Origin of the sequence: Pseudonocardia nantongensis (genome assembly GCF_046546495.1) — a bacterium.
Lineage (GTDB): Bacteria > Actinomycetota > Actinomycetes > Mycobacteriales > Pseudonocardiaceae > Pseudonocardia > Pseudonocardia nantongensis.
In genome coordinates this window covers 126,781-144,633 of sequence record NZ_JBKGXT010000006.1, presented here as the reverse complement: position 1 = coordinate 144,633, position 17,853 = coordinate 126,781, and the positions used below count along the sequence as shown (strand labels likewise).

Below are 17,853 nucleotides of genomic sequence, written 5' to 3'. Positions count from 1 at the left end.
TCTGGCACTCTCATGAGTAGAGTGCCAAAGCGCACGTGAGGGCCACCGGTGCCTCGACACCCGCGACGGCGGGGCCCGGACAGGTACGCGAGCGCTGCTGACACCGGACAAACCCGTGACACCGGATTCACCCCAGGAAGGGGAGGTCATCGTCGTGGCGAACATCAAGCCGCTCGAGGACAAGATCGTCGTTCAGGCCAGCGAGGCGGAGACCACCACCGCCTCCGGCATCGTCATCCCGGACACCGCCAAGGAGAAGCCCCAGGAGGGCAAGGTCCTGGCCGTGGGCCCGGGCCGGGTGGACGACAACGGCAACCGCGTGCCGCTCGACGTGGCCGTCGGCGACGTCGTCATCTACTCGAAGTACGGCGGCACCGAGGTCAAGTACAACGGCGAGGAGTACCTCATCCTCTCCGCCCGCGACGTTCTGGCTGTCGTCAACTGACGCTGCCGGGCACCGCGTAGCGCACCGCCCCGGCGGTCCACCGGACGGTGGTCCGGCCGGGGCGGTCGCATTTCGTACCCCGGAACCCGAGCTCCCCCGAGAGCTTGACGAGAGGCTGAGAGAAGAGATGGCGAAGCAGATCAGCTTCGACGAGGAGACCCGTCGCGCGCTCGAGCGCGGCGTGAACCAGCTCGCCGACGCGGTGAAGGTGACGCTCGGCCCGCGCGGCCGGCACGTGGTCATCGACAAGAAGTTCGGCGGCCCGGCCGTCACCAACGACGGCGTCACGATCGCCCGCGAGATGGACCTCGAGGACCCCTACGAGAACCTCGGCGCGCAGCTCGCGAAGTCCGTCGCCACCCGGACCAACGACGTCGCGGGTGACGGCACCACCACCGCCACCGTGCTGGCCCAGGCCCTGGTGAAGGAAGGCCTGCGCAACGTGGCCGCCGGCGCCGGTCCGGCCGCGCTCGGCGAGGGCATCGCGGCCGCCGCGGAGAAGGTGTCCGAGGCCCTGCTGGCCAAGGCCACCCCGGTCGACGGCAAGAGCCACATCGCCCAGGTCGGTGCGATCGCGTCCCGCGAGCAGGAGATCGGCGACCTGATCGCCCAGGCGATCGACACCGTCGGCAACGACGGCGTGATCACGGTCGAGGAGGGCTCCACCCTCGCGACCGAGCTGGAGATCACCGAGGGTCTGCAGTTCGACAAGGGCTACCTGTCCCCGTACTTCGTCACCGACTCCGAGTCGATGGAGGCGGTGCTCGAGGACGCCTACATCCTGCTGCACCGGGACAAGATCGGTTCGATCCAGGACCTGCTCCCGCTGCTGGAGAAGGTGCTCGGCGAGGGCCGCCCGATGTTGATCATCGCGGAGGACGTCGAGGGCGAGGCGCTGTCCACCCTGGTCGTCAACTCGATCCGTAAGACCGTCAAGGTCGCCGCGGTGAAGGCGCCGTTCTTCGGTGACCGGCGCAAGGCCTTCCTGGACGACCTGGCGATCGCCACCGGCGGTCAGGTGATCAACCCCGAGGTCGGCCTCAAGCTCAGCGAGGCCGGTCTGGAGCTGCTGGGCCGGGCGCGGCGGATCGTGGTCACCAAGGACAACACCACGATCGTCGAGGGCGCCGGCTCCAAGGCCGACGTCGACGGCCGGGTCGCGCAGCTCAAGCGCGAGATCGAGGACTCCGACTCCGACTGGGACAGCGAGAAGCTCCAGGAGCGCCTGGCAAAGCTCTCCGGCGGCGTCGCCGTCATCCGGGCCGGGGCGGCCACCGAGATCGCGCTCAAGGAGCGCAAGCACCGCATCGAGGACGCGGTCTCGGCCACCCGGGCCGCGGTCGAGGAGGGCATCGTGCCCGGCGGCGGGTCCGCGCTGGTGCACGTCGCCGGCGAGCTGGACGGCAACCTCGGCCTGACCGGGGACGCCGCCACCGGCGTGGCGATCCTGCGCAAGGCGCTGTCGGCCCCGCTGTTCTGGATCGCCGACAACGGCGGCGACGAGGGCGCCATCGTGGTGTCCCGGGTCTCCGAGAAGGGCTGGGGCACCGGGTACAACTCGGCCACCCGTGCCTACGGCGACCTGCTCGCCGACGGCGTCATCGACCCGGTCAAGGTGACCCGGTCGGCCGTCGAGAACGCGGCCTCCATCGCGCGCATGGTGCTGACCACCGAGAGCGCCGTGGTGGACAAGCCCGAGGAGGAGGAGCCGGCGGCCGCCGGGGGCCACGGCCACGGTCACGGCCACTGAGTTCGTCTGCGACACGACAACGGCGGGCGACCCTCGGGTCGCCCGCCGTTTCGTCTGTCGCGGGGCGGACCGCGGGCCGGACGGCCGCGGTCCGCGGGGTTCCTCAGGCGGTGCCGAGCGACTTCTCGACCGGCGCGGCGGAGGCCGTCTCGGCGACCTTGAGCGTGCGCCGGGGCCCGCGGATGATCGCGTCCCGCTCGGACTCGGACAGTCCACCCCAGATCCCGTACGGCTCGTGCACGGACAGCGCGTGCTCGCGGCACTGCTGCAGGACCGGGCACGTCCGGCAGACCTGCTTGGCGCGGTTCTCCCGACGGGCCCGCGCCGGTCCGCGCTCACCCTCGGGGTGGAAGAAGAACGCGCTGTCCATCCCCCGGCAGGCTCCATCCATCTGCCAGTCGTAGATGTCGGCGACCGGGCCGGGAAGCCTCCTGATGTCCGCCATGTTCGTCACCTGCCTTCGACCTCGGACCGTGTCGAGGTCCAGATTCCCGGGGTACGGCGGGGGCAAACCTGGTGCGACGAGATCGATCGTGCGCGACCGGTGAACGGTCGCGGGAGTCGCCGGACGCGCTCACCGGCCTGACCACCGATGCGCTCGGCCGGTTCGACACCGGTGCGCGGGCCCCGACCCGGGCCGGCCGCGCTGCTCGCCAGGGCCGATCGGGCGACCGGCTGCCCGGTCGGCCGTGCCGGCGGACCCGGCCGACACGCCGGAGCGTCACCTTTGGATACGCGCGGTCGCCAAACGGATGCGGAGGGTCGCCGACATGCAGTGTTGCACACGGTGAGCGTCCTCTATACGCGAAGTGACCGACCCGGCAGGGACCTGCTGCGGGAGGCGACTCCGAACCTTGGTCCGAAGGATGTACCGTACGGACTACTCCATTCGGCGACGCTTCACCCACATGACGCTGAGGCAGGTGGGACAGAGTTCCGAACGGAGGGCACAAATTCGCCCCGACCGTGTCAAGGTGAGAGGGTCACCCGCCGATTCGGAGGGTGAATATCACCCGGCTGCAGGAAGCTGCAGGAAGGAATCGTCGTGACGACGGTACTCATCTGCGACGATCGTCGCAGCGTCCGCGAGGGTCTGACTCGCGTCATGTCCGCGGTCCCCGGGGTCCAGCGCATCGACTGCGTGGCCCACGGGGACGAACTCCTCGCCCGCTACGCCCGCCAGTCCGTCGACGTGGTCCTGGTCGGGACCCAGCGCGCGGTGCCCACCGGGGTCGAGGCGACCCGCCGTCTCGTCGCGGCGCACCCCCAGTCGAACGTCATCGTCTTCGGTGCCCCGGACGACGCCGGGAGCATCGCCGCCGCGATCGCCGGCGGGGCCCGTGGCTACCTGCGCTGGGACGCCTCGCGTCCCGAGCTGGTCGCCGCGCTCGCGCACACCCTGGCGAGCACCTCGGTGCCGACCCCGCGGGTGCCGACCGACCCGGGAGTCCAGCTCACCGAGCGCGAGCTGCAGGTGCTGCGCGGCATGAGCCAGGGCAAGAGCAACGGCCAGATCGGCCGCGAGCTCTACCTGTCCGAGGACACCGTGAAGACGCACGCGCGGCGGCTGTTCCGCAAGCTCGGCGTCCGGGACCGCGCCCAGGCCGTCGCGCACGGGTTCCGCCGCGGTCTGGTCTCCTGACCGGACCCTCCGCCCCACCCGCGGGACGCTCGGAACCGACGAGCTCCGAGCGCACCGCAGTCCGGACGCCCGCGTCCGGACGTCCGGCGAGTCGGACCGGGCCCCCGCGGTCCGACTCGAGCCGACGGCCCCGGTCCTCGACCGGCGGCCCGCCCCGGTGGTTCCCGATCGTGCTCCCCGCGACCGGATCCCGCCGGGTCTCCTCCCGCCACCCCGCGCGGTGCACGGCGGTGCCGCGTGTGTGGTGCGCGTGCGCGGTGAGCACTCGTGTGTGCGGCGACACCCTCGCCGCGGGTGTGCTGACACCGCCACCGCGCGTGCGCCGGGCGGTCGTCGCGCCTCGGCGCACCCGTTCCGGTCGCCCCTTTCGTCCCTTCCGCCCCGTGCGTTACCGGCGTCCCCGTCGGGACGGCTGCGTCGGCGCCGAACCGGACGCCGCCCGCGCCGAGTGGTCCGCGACCGGTCCCCGGCCGCCCCGCGACCAGCGATGATCTTCGTATCGACGGATCCGACGCGTCCCGGACCGTTGGCCGACCGTGGTCGCCTGGTGACCGCGTGCACCCGCCGGGGCGGGCAACCGGACACCCCGCACGTTCGTCGGATCCGGTATGGAGCGACTCCCGCATGCGACGGGCCCTCGGATACGGTGGTGCCGCTGCGGCCACCCCTGCCTGATCGCGGGTTGCCTCCACGATCGGATGACACTGATGGAGTCTCGTAACGCCCGGGCGGTTCCCCACGATGAGTGAATCAAGAGACGTACCCGACGAGTGGATCGAATCGGCCATGGCCGGTGATCGCTCCGCTGTCGAGCGCGTTCTCGCAGTGATTCGGCCGCTCGTCGTGCGCTACTGCCGGGCACGACTGGGCGCCGACCGAGGGTCCGTTTCGGCGGACGACGTCGCCCAGGAGGTGTGTCTTGCCGTGCTGACGGCCTTGCCGGGGTACCGGGTGCAGGGACGCCCCTTCCTCGCTTTCGTCTACGGCATCGCGTCGCACAAGGTGATCGACGCGCACCGTGCAGCGTCCCGCAACCGCTCCGAGCCCGTCGCCGACGTGCCGGACCGGATCGAGATGGCGGAGGGCCCGGAAGCACGGGCACTGCAGGTCGAGCTGTCCCAGGAGATGTCCAAGCTGCTGGAAGTCCTCCCGGAGAAGCATCGGGAGATCATCGTGCTGCGGGTGGTGGTGGGGTTGTCCGCGGAGGAGACCGCGGCCGCCGTCGACTCGACCCCGGGCGCCGTCCGGGTGGCTCAGCACCGGGCGTTGTCCCGGCTTCGGAAGATCATGAGTGAGGAGGTGGTCCGGGATGCGTGACCAGGATCCGCACGGCCCGGACGCCCCTCTCCCCGGCGACGGGCGGGAAGGCGAGTCGGCGCCGGTCACCCGCGGTCGCTTCGGCGAGTCGGGCGCGGGGCCCCGGGACCCGGCGCACAGCAACGGTCACCGCACCGCGGGCGCTCCCGTCGGCCGCCCGTTCGCCGAGCCCGACGAGGACGGCCCGGTGGACCTCGTCGAGCTGCAGGCCGACGACGAGCTGATCAACGCGCTCTCCTCCGGGCTGAGCGTCTCCGGTCCCGGCCGGCAGGGCTACGACGCCGACGACCGCCTGGTCGCGATGCTCGCGTCCTGGAAGGCGGAGATCGACGACGAGCCGATGCCGGAGCTCGTCGACACCGACGAGGCCGTGCAGATGCTGCAGCCGGCGAAGCCGTCCCGGAAGGTGAGCTTCCTGCGGCCGCTGGTCGCTGCCGCCGCGGTGGCCGCCTGCGCCCTGGCCGTGGTCTCGATCGGCGCGCACGAGGCCCAGCCCGGCGACGCCCTGTGGGGCGTCACCCGGGTGCTCTACACCGAGCACGCCCAGCAGGTCCAGGCCCGGTCCGAGCTGCGCGCGGGGATCGAGCGGGTGAACGCCAGGCTGGCCGTCGGGGACCCCGCCGGTGCCCAGCGGGCGCTCGCCGAGTTCGGTCCGCTGGTCGACAGGGTCGGCCAGGAGCACCAGGACTACTTCTCCGAGCAGCAGCGGTTCCTGAGGGCCAAGGCGGCGGAGGCGACCCCGGGCACGCCGATCAACCCGCAGGCTCCGCTGAAGGACGGCACCCCGGCACCGCCCCCGCCGGCGTCCTCCGAGGGGCGGCCGACCCCGCCGGAGCCGGTGGCCCCGCGGCCGGAGTCGGGCAGCTCGTCGCCGAGTGGCACCAGCGGCTCGACCAGCCCCGGCGGCACCAGCGGTTCGACGTCTCCGGGTGGCAGCGGCAGCTCGTCGCCGAGCGACCCGCCGCAGGTGCTGGAGGGACCGGGTGGATCCGGGAGCCCGTCGCCGACGGCGCCGTCCGACCCGCCGGAGTCCTCGCCGTCGACCGAGGGGTCCGCGGACCCGACGACGACCACCACGCCGTCCCCGACCCAGCCCACCGCGGCCGGTGAGGGCTCCGCCGACCCGGACCGTCCGACCTCGCCGTCGTCGTCGTCGAGCGGGTCGGTCAGCAGCACCCCGAACTGAGCGGACCCGCAGTACGGAACGGCCCCGGAGGTTGTCCTCCGGGGCCGTTCTTCCGTCCGGGTGGAGCTGGGCTTCAGGTGGAGCTGGGCTTCAGGTGGAGCTGGGCGCCGCCGGGCCGGGCTCAGTCCTCGGCGATGGTCGCGTCGGCGTAGCCGCGGCAGTACTCCCACGTGACGTAGTGCGCCGGGTCCGGGTCGAAAGCCGGCTCGTGCGGGCGCATCCGGCCCTCGTCGAGCAACTGCTGCAGGCTCGCCCGCAGCAGGTTCCACTCGTGGAAGTGCTGCTCACCGCAGTCCATGCAGTCCACCACTACGCCGCGCACCCCGCGGCCGGACAGCAGGGCCTGGTAGACGGCCAGGTCGGCCAGATCGGCCAGGATCTCGCCGCGCTCGGCCTCGGTCAGCTCGGATCCCTCGTCCTCGGCACCGAAACCGTTCAACGCGTCGTCGTCCCCGTCGTCCAGCGCCTCCAGGGAGCGCGCGGGGTCATCCGGGTCTCCGGCGAACGGGTCCGGTGGCAGCGCCTCTGGTGACACGGCGTACACGCTACCCGGCTGGGTGGTCCGGGAGCAGGGCCACCCCGCGCCGGCACGTACGATGGCGCAATGCGGCGAGCGCCCGCCGCGGTACGTGCGACTGCCAGGGGTGCCTCTTCAGATGACGAGCGAGATCGGCGGCCTGCCGGAGAAGTTCGCGATGCTCGGACTGACCTTCGACGACGTCCTGCTGCTGCCGTCGGAGTCCGACGTGATCCCGAGTACGGCGGACACCTCCAGCCAGGTCACCCGTCGGGTGCGGGTCCAGGTTCCACTGGTGTCGTCCCCGATGGACACGGTGACCGAGTCCCGGATGGCCATCGCGATGGCCCGCGCGGGCGGCCTGGGGGTGCTACACCGCAACCTGGCCCCGGAGGCCCAGGCGGCCCAGGTCGAGGTGGTGAAGCGGTCCGAGGCCGGGATGGTGACCGATCCGGTGACCTGCTCGCCGGAGGCGACGCTGGACGAGGTCGACGCGCTGTGCGCCAAGTTCCGGATCTCCGGCGTGCCGGTGACCGACGACGGCGGCCGGCTGGTCGGGATCATCACCAACCGGGACATGCGGTACGAGATCGGCACCGACCGTCCGGTGTCCGAGGTGATGACCCGGGCGCCGCTGGTGACCGCGAAGGTCGGCGTCACCGCGGAGGCGGCGCTGGGCCTGCTGCGCCGGCACAAGCTGGAGAAGCTGCCGATCGTCGACGGCGAGGACGTCCTGCGCGGCCTTATCACGATCAAGGACTTCAACAAGACCGAGCAGTACCCGCTGGCCACCAAGGATCCGGACGGCCGGCTCGTCGTGGCCGCCGCGGTCGGCGTCGGCGACGACGCCTACTCGCGCGCCATGCAGCTGGTCGAGGCCGGGGTGGACGTCCTGACGGTCGACACCGCGCACGGGCACTCGCGTCGGGTGGTCGAGACGGTCGCGAAGTTGCGGGCGGAGGTCGGCGACCAGGTCGACGTCGTCGGCGGCAACATCGCCACCTACGAAGGCGCCAAGGCACTCGTCGAGGCGGGCGCGGACGCGGTGAAGGTCGGCGTCGGGCCGGGCTCGATCTGCACCACCCGGGTCGTCGCCGGGGTCGGTGCCCCGCAGATCACCGCGATCTACGAGGCCACCCGGGCGTGCGCCCCGGCGGGCGTCCCGGTGATCGGGGACGGCGGCATCCAGTACTCCGGCGACGTCGCCAAGGCCATCGCGGCCGGGGCCTCCACGGTGATGCTGGGCTCGCTGCTGGCCGGTACCGCGGAGTCGCCCGGCGAGGTCGTGCTGGTGGGCGGCAAGCAGTTCAAGACCTACCGCGGGATGGGGTCGCTGGCTGCCATGCAGCCCCGGGCCGGGGCGGCCGGCCGTTCCTACTCCAAGGACCGCTATGCCCAGGACGACGTGCTGTCCGAGGACAAGCTGGTCCCGGAGGGCATCGAGGGCCGGATCCCGTTCCGCGGGCCGCTGTCCTCGGTGGTGCACCAGCTCGGCGGCGGGCTCCGTTCCGGGATGGGCTACGTCGGCGCGCAGTCGATCGCGGACCTGCAGCAGGCGAAGCTGGTGCGGATCACCGCGGCCGGGCTGAAGGAGAGCCACCCGCACGACATCACGATGACAGTCGAGGCACCGAACTACGCCGCGCGCTGACCCCGGGCGGGGACGGGCGGTGCGAGGCCACGGCTTAGGGTGTGCTCGTGCGTGACCTCGTGGAGATCGGGATGGGCCGGGAGGCCCGACGAGCCTACGACCTCGACCAGATCGAGATCGTGCCGTCGCGGCGGACCCGCAGCTCGAAGGTGGTGTCCACGCACTGGCAGCTGGACGCCTACCGGTTCGACATCCCGCTGGTGACCCATCCGACCGACGCCGTGGTGTCGCCGTCGTCGGCGGTGGCCATCGGCGGGCTGGGCGGACTGGCGGTGCTCAACGCCGAGGGCCTGTGGGCCCGGCACGGCGACGCCGAGGGTGCGCTGAAGCGGGTGGTCGAGGCCGCCACCGGGGACTCCCCGGACTCGGCCGTGGCCCTGCTGCAGGAGCTGCACCAGGCCCCGGTCCGGGAGGATCTGATCGCCGAGGCGCTGCGCCCGGTGCGCGAGGCCGGGCACACGGTCGCCGCCCGGGTCAGCCCGCAGCGGGCCCGGGAACTGACCCCCGCGCTGCTCGCCGCCGGCGTCGAGGTGTTGATCGTGCAGGGCACGATCGTCTCGGCCGAGCACGTCTCGCAGTCCGGCCCGGAGCCGCTCAACCTCAAGGACTTCATCGCCGACCTGGACGTCCCGGTCGTCGCGGGCGGGGTGGGGGACTACCGGACCGCCCTGCACCTGATGCGCACCGGCGCGGCCGGCGTGATCGTCGGCTACGGCCAGTCCGCAGCCACCACCACCGACGAGGTGCTCGGCGTCGGTGTGCCGATGGCGACCGCGATCGTGGACGCCGCGGCCGCCCGCCGCGACTACCTCGACGAGACCGGCGGCCGGTACGTGCACGTGCTCGCCGACGGCGGAATCGGCACCTCCGGCGACATCGCCCGCGCGGTCGCCTGCGGGGCGGACGCGGTGATGCTCGGCGAGCAGCTCGCCGAGGCCGACGAGTCCCCCGCCGGGGGCCTGTACTGGACCTCGTCCGCCGCGCACCCGTCGCTGCCGCGGTCCGAGGTCACCGGGCTGGCCCGGTCCGGCCGGTCGCTGGAGCAGGTGCTCTTCGGGCCGACCGACAGCCCGTACGGCACCACCAACCTGTTCGGGGCGCTGGCCCGGGCCCTGGCCAAGACCGGCTACTCCGATCTGAAGGAGTTCCAGCGGGTCGGGCTGAACCTGCGGGTCTGACCCGCAGCCGCTCCGCGCGACGTTTGCCGACGGTCCGGCCGGGCAACCCGTTCGTCAGGAGCGTCGCCGGCGTGTGCGACGCGTTCCGGGGTGCGGGCACGGTCGCCGGCGCCCCGGTCGAAGTCCCCCGGAAGCAGCGGCGGAGACCTGTGTCCGCGACAGGAGAGGAACGTGTCCATGTCTGCCTACGTGACGTCGAACCCGGCGACCGGCCGGACCGAGAAGGAGTTCCCCGAGCTCGACGACGCCGGGGTCACCCAGGTTCTGAGCCGCTCGCACGACGCCTACGCCGGCTGGCGCGAGACGCCGGTGGAGGAACGTGCCCAGATCCTCACCCGGGTCGCCGACGCCTACGAGTCCCGCCGGGACGAGCTGGCCACCCTGATCGCGACCGAGATGGGCAAGCCGATGAAGGAGGCCGCGGGCGAGGTCAAGCTCGCCGGCGCGATCTACCGCTGGTACGCCGAGCACGGACCGGATCTGCTGAAGCAGGAAGTGCTCGATCCGCAGGGGGCGCAGGAGTCCCTGGTCGAGACCGAGGCCATCGGCTCGCTGATCGGGGTGATGCCGTGGAACTTCCCCTACTACCAGGTGGCCCGGTTCGTCGCCCCCAACCTCATGGTGGGCAACACGATCATCCTGAAGCACGCACCGATCTGTGCGGCGTCGTCGGAGGTGATGGCCGAGATCCTGCATGCCGCCGGTGTGCCGGACGACGCCTACATCAACGTGTTCGCGACCAACGAGCAGATCGCCGACATGATCGCCGATCCGCGCGTGCAGGGGATCTCGTTGACCGGCAGCGAGCGCGCCGGCTCCTCGGTGGCCGAGACCGCCGGGCGGAACCTGAAGAAGGCCGTCCTGGAGCTCGGGGGCTCCGACGCCATGATCGTTCTCGACGACGGTGACATCGAGCGGACCGCCACGGTCGCCGCCCGGGCCCGCTTGATGAACGCCGGCCAGGCCTGTAACTCCCCGAAGCGGATGATCGTGCCGAACGGCGAGGTCGACGACTACGTCTCGGTCCTCGTCCGGACGTTCGAGTCCGCCCGGGTGGGCGACCCCACGGATCCGGACACCCAGCTCGGCCCGCTGTCGTCGGTCGGAGCACGCGACGGGGTGGTCCGGCAGGTCGAGCGGGCCGTCGAGCAGGGCGCCACCCTGCACACCGGGGGCGACGCGATCGACGGTGACAGCGCCTTCATGCGCCCGGCCGTGCTGACCGGCGTCACCAAGGACATGGACGCCTACTCCGAGGAGATCTTCGGCCCGGTCGCCGTGGTCTACGGCGTCGACTCGGTCGACGACGCCGTCACGCTCGCCAATGACGTCAGCTTCGGTCTGAGCGGATCGGTGTGGGGCAGCGACCTCGACCGCGCCCAGGAGATCGCCGACCGGCTCGAGGTGGGCATGGCCTACGTCAACGAGCACGGCACCACGCTTCCCGGCCTGCCCTTCGGCGGCGTGAAGCGGTCCGGTTTCGGCCGTGAGCTCGGCCGGTGGGGGATGGGCGAGTTCGTCAACACCCGGCTGCGCCGGACCGCCGCAGCCAAGGGCTAGCCCGGCCGGAGCGATCCGGCTGCCGACGCCGACGTGACGAGAGGGGCGGCCGCATGAGTCGACCGACGGCCGGCGGCGCGATGGGTGGGGGCCGCGCGTTCGTGGACGCGACCGGCACCCCGGTACCGCTGCGCGGGCCGGTGCGGCAGGTGGTCGCCACCGACGCGGCCGTCGGGGCGCTGCTGCTCGAGCTGGGCGCCCGGGTGGTCGGCGTCGCCGGCACGCTGGACGGCGTCGAGCCGGTGGGTGACGATCATGCCCCGGACCCTGCGGCGGTCGCGGCGGCCCGCCCGGACGTCGTCGTCACCGGCTGCGCGGACGGCGGGTACGACCTGGCCGACCCGAGGGTGCTGGGCCGGTTGCGGGAGATCGCCCCGGTGGTCGCCGTGGACCCGGGACGGCGCGCCGAGACCATCGCGGACCTGCGGGCACTGCTCGGCGCGGTGCAGCCCCCGCCACACCGCTCCCGCGGCCGGCACGAGGGCTGAGGTCGGGCCGGTGATCACAAGCCGGTGCTCAGATCGTGGCGCCGCGGATCGAACGTACCCCGACGGTCAGCCCGACCGCCGCCGTCACCAGGGCCGCGACGATGCCCCACAGCACCGCCGGATCGCCGAGCGTCCCGGCGAACAGCGCCCGCTCGGCGTCCACGATGTAGGTCAGCGGGTTCACCAGCGATACGATCCGCATCCACTCCGGACCGGTTTCCAGCGGCAGCATCATCCCGGAGAGGATCAGCAGCGGGAACAGCAGCGACTGCTGCACCACCCAGAAGATCCACTCGGTCTTCCGGGCCGCGATCGCGAGCTCGTAGGACAGCGCGCCGACCCCCACCCCGAAGATCCCGAGCAGGACCAGCCCGGCGAGCACGTGCAGTGGGTACAGCGCGAACCCGAACGGCACCGCGACCAGCGTGACGATCGCGGCCTGCAGCTCCTTGAGCGCCCGCCCGATCATCAGCGACGAGCGGGACAGCGGCGTCGCGAGCATCCGCTCGAACGCCCCGGTCATGATCTCGAACTGCAGGTTCGCGCCGGTCATCGACGTCCCGAACATCGTGATCATGACGACGACGCCGGACAGGAACCACTGCAGCGACGACCCGCCGAACACGCCGGCCTCCCCAGGAGAGCCCGGACAGCAGCGGCCCGAACAGGCCCAGGAACACCAGTGGCTGGAGCAGGCTGAAGATCAGCGAGAACGGGTCGCGGACGATCGTGAGCGTCTCCCGCCACCACACGTTGCGGATGTCGGTGAGGACGCGAGTGCCCTGCGGCAGGACGGTGGTGGTCAGCAGGCGTCTCCCTCGCGGAGGCTGCGACCGGTCAGGTTCAGGCAGCCGGCCGAGGATCCGGGGCAGGGCGTGCGGGGCGGCCTCGACGCCGATGGTGAGCGCCCGGCCGTCCGGGACGATCCGTTCGTCGACGGCGCCGGCCGCGCCGTGCCCGGTGTCCGGCGGCGTCCCGGCGGGGTCCGGCTCGGCGCCGTCGCGGGCCGCCGGGGACCCGGCGGGGGCGAGCGCCGGAGCGGTGACCCCGGCGAGCACCGTGCGCGCCGCCGGGATGTCCGCGGCCCGGACGGTCACGGTCAGCCGGTCGCCCGCCTGGTCGTGCTTGAGCATCTCCGCGGTGTCGTCGGCGATCACCCGCCCGTGGTCGATGATCACCACGCGCTCCGCCATCGCGTCGGCCTCGTCGCGGAGCCGGTAGTTGTGGCCCGCACCGTCCTTCTGCCCGATGTAGCCGATCCGCCGGCGCACCTCGGCCGGGTGCCGGGCGATGTCCAGGCCGGTGACCTCGGCGCGCCCGGACGTCGGCGGCAGCAGGCTGGTGAGCATCCGCAGTGTCGTCGACTTCCCGGCGCCGTCCGGGCCGAGGAAGGCGACCAGCTCGCCGGCGCCGACGTCGAGGTCGACGCCCCGCACCGCCTCGACGGTCTCCTGGCCGACCCGGAAGTGCCGGGTCAGTGATTCGGTGTGGATCAACGGTGCCCCTCTTGCCGTACGCCGTACCGAGTAGCGAAGCGTTACGGTACGCCGTACGGAGAGAAAGGGCGAGGAGATTTCGTGACCGAGGAGCACCAGACCTGGGGGACCCCCGAGGGTCAGGCGATGATCGAGCTACTCTGGGACCCGCCGCCGCCCGCGCGGCGCGGGCCACGTCAGCGACTGACCCTCGACCGGGTCGTCGACGCCGGGATGGCGGTCGCCGCCCGGTCGGTCGACGAGCTGTCCATGCGCAAGGTCGCCCAGGAGCTCGGCGTCGGCGCGATGAGCCTCTACACCTACGTCCCCGGCCGGGACGAGCTGTTCGAGCTCATGGTCGACCGGGCCTGGGGCGATCGGCGGCTGCCCGGCACGGGCCCGCCCTGGCGGGAGCAGGCGGAGTTCCACGCGCGCGAGGCCTGGCGGATGTACCGCGAGCACCCGTGGCTGATCAGCTCGAACCTGTGGCGGATGCCGCTCGGGCCGCACGTGCTCGACGTTCAGGAGGATCTGTACCGCGCCGTCGCGGAGACCGGGCTGGAGCCGGTGACCGTGGTCCGCTCGGCCGGGCTGATCGAGTCGCACGTGTTCGGCGCGGCCCGCTCGGAGATCACCGACACCAGCGTGGCCGCCCGGACCGGGGTCACCCAGGACGACTACTACTCCGCCCGGGCCGGGTTCTGGGGCAGCCACTTCACCGAGGAGCGGTTCCCCACCATGACCCGGCTCTGGTACGCGGGCGGGTTCGACGACGACAACCCGTCCGGCGACTGGGAGTTCGGGCTCGCGCTGATCCTGGACGGGATCGAGCGGCTCGCGGGCGACCGGGAGGCGTGACGGACCGCGTCCGGTGACCGGCGTCGCGTCGTTACCCTGGAGACGTGCAGACCCCGACCGTCCTCGTCGTGGACTACGGAGCCCAGTACGCGCAACTGATCGCGCGTCGCGTGCGCGAGGCGGACGTGTACTCCGAGATCGTCCCCGCGTCCACGCCCGTGTCCGAGATCGTCGCGCGCGAGCCGGCGGCGGTGATCCTCTCCGGCGGTCCGTCCAGTGTGTACGCCGAGGACGCGCCCGAGCTGGACGCCGCGCTGTTCGGGGCCGGCATCCCGGTGCTCGGGCTCTGCTACGGCTTCCAGGCGATGGCCCGGGCGCTCGGCGGCGAGGTCGCGCCGGACGGCACCCGCGAGTACGGCCGCACCGAGCTGTGCCTGTCCGGCACGCCGGGGTCGCTGCACGGCGGGCTGCCCGAACGGCACCCGGTGTGGATGAGCCACGGTGACTCGGTGACCGCGGCGCCGGCGGGCTTCACCGTGACGGCGTCGTCGGACCGGGTCGCGGTGGCCGCGTTCGAGGACACCGGGCGGCGCCTGGCCGGCGTGCAGTACCACCCCGAGGTGGGCCACTCGCCGCACGGCCAGGAGGTGCTGCGCCGGTTCCTGCACGACATCGCGGGCGTCACGCCGAGCTGGACCACCGCGTCGATCATCGACGAGACGGTGGAGGCTGTCCGGGACCGGATCGGGGACGGCCGGGCGATCTGCGCGCTGTCCGGCGGCGTCGACTCCGCGGTCGCGGCCGCGCTCGTCCAGCGGGCCATCGGGGACCGGCTGACCTGCGTGTTCGTCGACCACGGCCTGCTGCGGGCCGGGGAGCGCGAGCAGGTCGAGAAGGACTTCGTCGCGGCGACCGGCGCGAAGCTGCACACCGTCGACGCCGCCGACCGGTTCCTCTCCGCGCTGGCCGGAGTGGTCGACCCCGAGGAGAAGCGCAAGGTCATCGGCCGGGAGTTCATCCGGGTCTTCGAGGCGGCCACCGCCGAGGTGCTCGCCGAGGAGCGGGTCGGGTTCCTGGTGCAGGGCACGCTCTACCCGGACGTCGTCGAGTCCGGCGGGGGGTCGGGCACCGCGACGATCAAGAGCCACCACAACGTCGGCGGCCTGCCCGACGACATCGAGTTCGCCCTGGTCGAGCCGCTGCGGGCGCTGTTCAAGGACGAGGTCCGCACGGTCGGTGCCGAGCTGGGGCTGCCCGAGGTGATCGTCGGCCGGCAGCCGTTCCCCGGGCCGGGGCTGGGCATCCGGATCATCGGCGAGGTCACCCGCGACCGGCTGGAGACGCTGCGCGCCGCGGATGCGATCGCCCGCGACGAGCTCAGCGCGGCCGGCCTGGACGGCGAGATCTGGCAGTGCCCCGTGGTGCTGCTGGCCGAGGTGCGCTCGGTCGGTGTGCAGGGCGACGGCCGCACCTACGGTCACCCGATCGTGCTCCGGCCGGTGTCCAGCGAGGACGCGATGACAGCCGACTGGACCCGGATCCCGTACGACGTGCTGGAGCGGATCTCCACCCGGATCACCAACGAGGTGTCCGAGGTGAACCGGGTCGTGCTCGACGTGACGTCGAAGCCGCCGGGCACCATCGAGTGGGAGTGACCGGCCCGTAACGATGAACGGGGCGGGGCCGGCGTGTGCCGGCCCCGCCCCGGGGCCCGCCCGGGTCTGCGGCCCGACCCCCGTCAGGACCGCGACCTCGCGGGCGGCGAGGCCGGCGGCGGTGCTCCCCAGCCCGCCGTCGGCCGTCGTGACTCGTTAGTCGTCCGAACCGGTCCGGGAGTTACGCAGCCCGGCGACCAGGAGCAGGATTCCGGCCAGGACGGCCACCGCGGCCAGTACCCAGCGCAGGTCCACCACGTCCGCGGGCGACACCCCGGCGATCCCGGTCCCCGCCACGAGCAGCGACAGCACCCCCGCCACCAGGGCGATCAGGTCCGACCTCCGGCGTCCCGTGCTCGTCGAGTCCCGCTCAGCCACGGCGCACCTCCACGAAACCGGTCCGGGCCCGCAGGTCGAGCTCCAGCACCCGGCCGCCGGGCCCGTCCGGCCCGGGGTCGGTGACCTCGATCCGGGCGTCCTGCCCGCTCTCGGACCGGCCGTCGAGCGTGACGTCCCCGTACCCGACCGAGCCCTGCATCCTGAGGTCGGCGTCCTGCGGGACGACGACGGTCACGCCGCCCGCTCCGACCTCGGCCCGGGTCCGCACCGGTCCCGCGGCGGGGTCGGCGGCCAGGTCGAGCCGGGTCAGGTCCAGGTCGATCGTGCCCGTGCCGCGCCGGTACTCCGGCGCCAGCGCCTGGACCGAGGCCGGGGTGTCGGCGATCGGGCCGATCCCGCCGCGCACCGCCCAGCCGTCGGGCCCGAGGGCCCCGTTGAGCAGCCCGGTCAGCGCGGTGACCACCGCCAGCAGCACGGCGGCCGGGATCAGCCAGCGGCCGGCCCGGCGGAACGCGCCGAGCACCAGGCCGATGCCCACGACCGCCAGTGCGGCTCCCGGCACCGCGGACGCCGGCACCGCACCGGGTGCGGCCAGCGCGAGCACGCCGACCATCCCGGCGACGATGAGCGCGACGGCCAGGGTCACCGGGGTGAGCGCGGAGCGTCGGGCGGGTGGTGGCGCCGGTTCGGGGCCGGGCTCGGGCAGGTCCCAGGCGAACGGAGCGGCCCCGAGCGGATCCCAGTCCGGCGGTGTGCGCACCGGCTCGAGCGGCACCGGGACGGCCGGTGCGGCGGCGCCGGCCCCGGGGGCGGCCGCCGTCTCCCCGCCTGCGGGCACGCCGACCGGTCCGGCGGGCCCACCCGACCAGGCCGGCACCGGGGTCGCGGCGATGGCCGCGGCCCGGCCGCCCGGCCTGGCGCCCCGGGTGAGGTGCAGGGCCAGCAGGAGCGCGGCGGTCGCGACGGTGGCGATCAGCCGGTCGGGCTGGAACACCAGCGGTATCGTCAGCACCGCGGCGAGCGCCAGCAGCACGACCGACAGCGCCGACCCGGGCCGGGACGGGGCGGGACCCGCACCCGGCGGCCCGGCGTCCGGGAGGACCGCGCAGCTCGCCAAGTACAGCGGCAGACCCGGTCCGACCAGCGCGGACACCACGAACCCGATCCGTATCAGGGTCGGGTCGACCTCGTAGCGCCGGGCGACCGCGGCGGCGACGCCGGCCAGCTTCCGGTCGTCTCGCGGCCGGACCGGCCGGGAGGTCCAGATGTCCCGCAGGGTGTCCCGGGCCGGCGACCGTGTCTCGTCCATGGTGACCACCCTGGCGGTCCCGGCTGCCGGCCGGACTCGGGGACAACCCCGAGACGACCCCGGTTCGCGTCCGGAGGGGGATCGGGCCCGCGCGTGTGACGATGGTGCGGTGAGCACGCCGAACCCTCCGACCGGTCGCGGTCCCGCCGCGAGCGCGCGCTGGTGGACCCGGGCCGGGCGCGCTCCTGCCCGGGGCCCGCGGGCGGCGGAGCCGTCGTCGACCGCCCCGACCGGGCCGGTGACCGATGCCGGCCGTCCCGGTGCGGACCGGAACGGCAGCCTCCGGGCCACGGCCCCCCGGCGCGACCCGGAGCGGTCCGGCCCGGACCGGCCGGGCGATCCCCGCGGCGACACCGTCCCGACGGCCGACGCCCCGGGCCCCGCCGGCCCCGTTACGGACACCCCGGATCGCGCCGACAGCGACGGCGTCCCGACGGGCGACGGCGACCGGGGCGACGGCGACCGGGGCGACGGCGACCGGAGTGGCGAGGACCGGGCCGGCGGTGAACGGGCCGAGGCCGCGGGGCCTCCCGAGCCGGCCGC

General features: G+C 73.4%; 16 protein-coding genes and 1 pseudogene. 11 read left to right on the top strand and 6 right to left on the bottom strand.

Annotated elements, in window-relative coordinates; genetic code table 11:
• Window positions 1-154: 154 nt before the first annotated feature.
• A complete protein-coding gene (groES, locus tag ACLFMI_RS08620; RefSeq protein WP_010225616.1) occupies window positions 155-445 on the top strand; it encodes a co-chaperone GroES in 291 nt (96 codons plus the stop codon).
• Window positions 446-572: 127 nt separating this feature from the next.
• A complete protein-coding gene (gene groL / locus ACLFMI_RS08615; protein WP_410947225.1) occupies window positions 573-2,195 on the top strand; it encodes a chaperonin GroEL in 1,623 nt (540 codons plus the stop codon).
• Window positions 2,196-2,298: 103 nt separating this feature from the next.
• Here groL and ACLFMI_RS08610 read toward each other — a convergent pair whose 3' ends face one another.
• Window positions 2,299-2,640 (bottom strand): WhiB family transcriptional regulator, encoded by a 342-nt coding sequence (locus ACLFMI_RS08610; protein WP_410947224.1) that lies wholly within the window; start codon window positions 2,638-2,640, stop codon window positions 2,299-2,301.
• 600 nt (window positions 2,641-3,240) lie between these two features.
• On the opposite strand from ACLFMI_RS08610, the gene ACLFMI_RS08605 reads away from it, so the two are divergent.
• The 3 genes from ACLFMI_RS08605 (at window position 3,241) to ACLFMI_RS08595 (ending at window position 6,340) form a co-directional block, all read left to right on the top strand.
• Window positions 3,241-3,837, top strand: coding sequence for a response regulator transcription factor (locus tag ACLFMI_RS08605; protein WP_410947223.1), 597 nt, complete (start codon window positions 3,241-3,243; stop codon window positions 3,835-3,837).
• Between the two features lie 741 nt (window positions 3,838-4,578).
• Window positions 4,579-5,154: a sigma-70 family RNA polymerase sigma factor gene (locus tag ACLFMI_RS08600; protein ID WP_410947222.1), complete on the top strand. Its 576-nt coding sequence runs from the start codon at window positions 4,579-4,581 to the stop codon at window positions 5,152-5,154.
• The gene (locus ACLFMI_RS08595; RefSeq protein ID WP_410947221.1) at window positions 5,147-6,340 is read left to right on the top strand and encodes an anti-sigma-D factor RsdA; all 1,194 of its coding nucleotides are present in this window, start codon (window positions 5,147-5,149) and stop codon (window positions 6,338-6,340) included. The genes ACLFMI_RS08600 and ACLFMI_RS08595 overlap by 8 nt, the downstream gene beginning before the upstream one ends.
• A 121-nt stretch (window positions 6,341-6,461) precedes the next feature.
• On the opposite strand, the gene ACLFMI_RS08590 is transcribed toward ACLFMI_RS08595, so the two are convergent.
• Window positions 6,462-6,875, bottom strand: coding sequence for a DUF5319 domain-containing protein (locus ACLFMI_RS08590; RefSeq protein ID WP_410947220.1), 414 nt, complete (start codon window positions 6,873-6,875; stop codon window positions 6,462-6,464).
• Between the two features lie 121 nt (window positions 6,876-6,996).
• On the opposite strand from ACLFMI_RS08590, the gene guaB reads away from it, so the two are divergent.
• The 4 genes from guaB (at window position 6,997) to ACLFMI_RS08570 (ending at window position 11,734) form a co-directional block, all read left to right on the top strand.
• The gene (gene guaB, locus ACLFMI_RS08585) at window positions 6,997-8,508 is read left to right on the top strand and encodes an IMP dehydrogenase (protein ID WP_410947219.1); all 1,512 of its coding nucleotides are present in this window, start codon (window positions 6,997-6,999) and stop codon (window positions 8,506-8,508) included.
• A 47-nt stretch (window positions 8,509-8,555) separates the two neighbouring features.
• On the top strand, window positions 8,556-9,686 hold the full coding sequence (locus ACLFMI_RS08580; protein WP_410947218.1) for a GuaB3 family IMP dehydrogenase-related protein: 1,131 nt from the start codon (window positions 8,556-8,558) through the stop codon (window positions 9,684-9,686).
• 177 nt (window positions 9,687-9,863) lie between these two features.
• Complete coding sequence (locus tag ACLFMI_RS08575; RefSeq protein WP_410947217.1) at window positions 9,864-11,246, top strand: NAD-dependent succinate-semialdehyde dehydrogenase; 1,383 nt, start codon at window positions 9,864-9,866, stop codon at window positions 11,244-11,246.
• Window positions 11,247-11,299: 53 nt separating this feature from the next.
• Window positions 11,300-11,734, top strand: a complete 435-nt coding sequence (locus ACLFMI_RS08570) for a hypothetical protein (RefSeq protein WP_410947216.1) — start codon at window positions 11,300-11,302, stop codon at window positions 11,732-11,734.
• A 28-nt stretch (window positions 11,735-11,762) separates the two neighbouring features.
• Here ACLFMI_RS08570 and ACLFMI_RS08565 read toward each other — a convergent pair whose 3' ends face one another.
• A complete protein-coding gene (locus tag ACLFMI_RS08565; protein WP_410947215.1) occupies window positions 11,763-12,359 on the bottom strand; it encodes an ABC transporter permease in 597 nt (198 codons plus the stop codon).
• Window positions 12,360-12,957: 598 nt separating this feature from the next.
• A pseudogene (locus ACLFMI_RS08560) lies at window positions 12,958-13,170 on the bottom strand (ATP-binding cassette domain-containing protein); the annotation flags it as partial.
• 141 nt (window positions 13,171-13,311) lie between these two features.
• Here ACLFMI_RS08560 and ACLFMI_RS08555 point away from each other — a divergent pair.
• Both ACLFMI_RS08555 and guaA read left to right on the top strand, forming a co-directional pair.
• Window positions 13,312-14,067, top strand: a complete 756-nt coding sequence (locus ACLFMI_RS08555; RefSeq protein ID WP_410947214.1) for a TetR/AcrR family transcriptional regulator — start codon at window positions 13,312-13,314, stop codon at window positions 14,065-14,067.
• A 44-nt stretch (window positions 14,068-14,111) separates the two neighbouring features.
• The gene (gene guaA, locus ACLFMI_RS08550; protein WP_410947213.1) at window positions 14,112-15,662 is read left to right on the top strand and encodes a glutamine-hydrolyzing GMP synthase; all 1,551 of its coding nucleotides are present in this window, start codon (window positions 14,112-14,114) and stop codon (window positions 15,660-15,662) included.
• A 156-nt stretch (window positions 15,663-15,818) separates the two neighbouring features.
• Here guaA and ACLFMI_RS08545 read toward each other — a convergent pair whose 3' ends face one another.
• Together ACLFMI_RS08545 and ACLFMI_RS08540 are read right to left on the bottom strand one after the other, a co-directional pair.
• Window positions 15,819-16,040 (bottom strand): hypothetical protein, encoded by a 222-nt coding sequence (locus ACLFMI_RS08545; protein ID WP_410947212.1) that lies wholly within the window; start codon window positions 16,038-16,040, stop codon window positions 15,819-15,821.
• A complete protein-coding gene (locus ACLFMI_RS08540; RefSeq protein WP_410947211.1) occupies window positions 16,033-17,310 on the bottom strand; it encodes a PspC domain-containing protein in 1,278 nt (425 codons plus the stop codon). Before ACLFMI_RS08540 ends, ACLFMI_RS08545 begins: the two co-directional genes overlap by 8 nt.
• Window positions 17,311-17,853 lie beyond the last annotated feature (543 nt).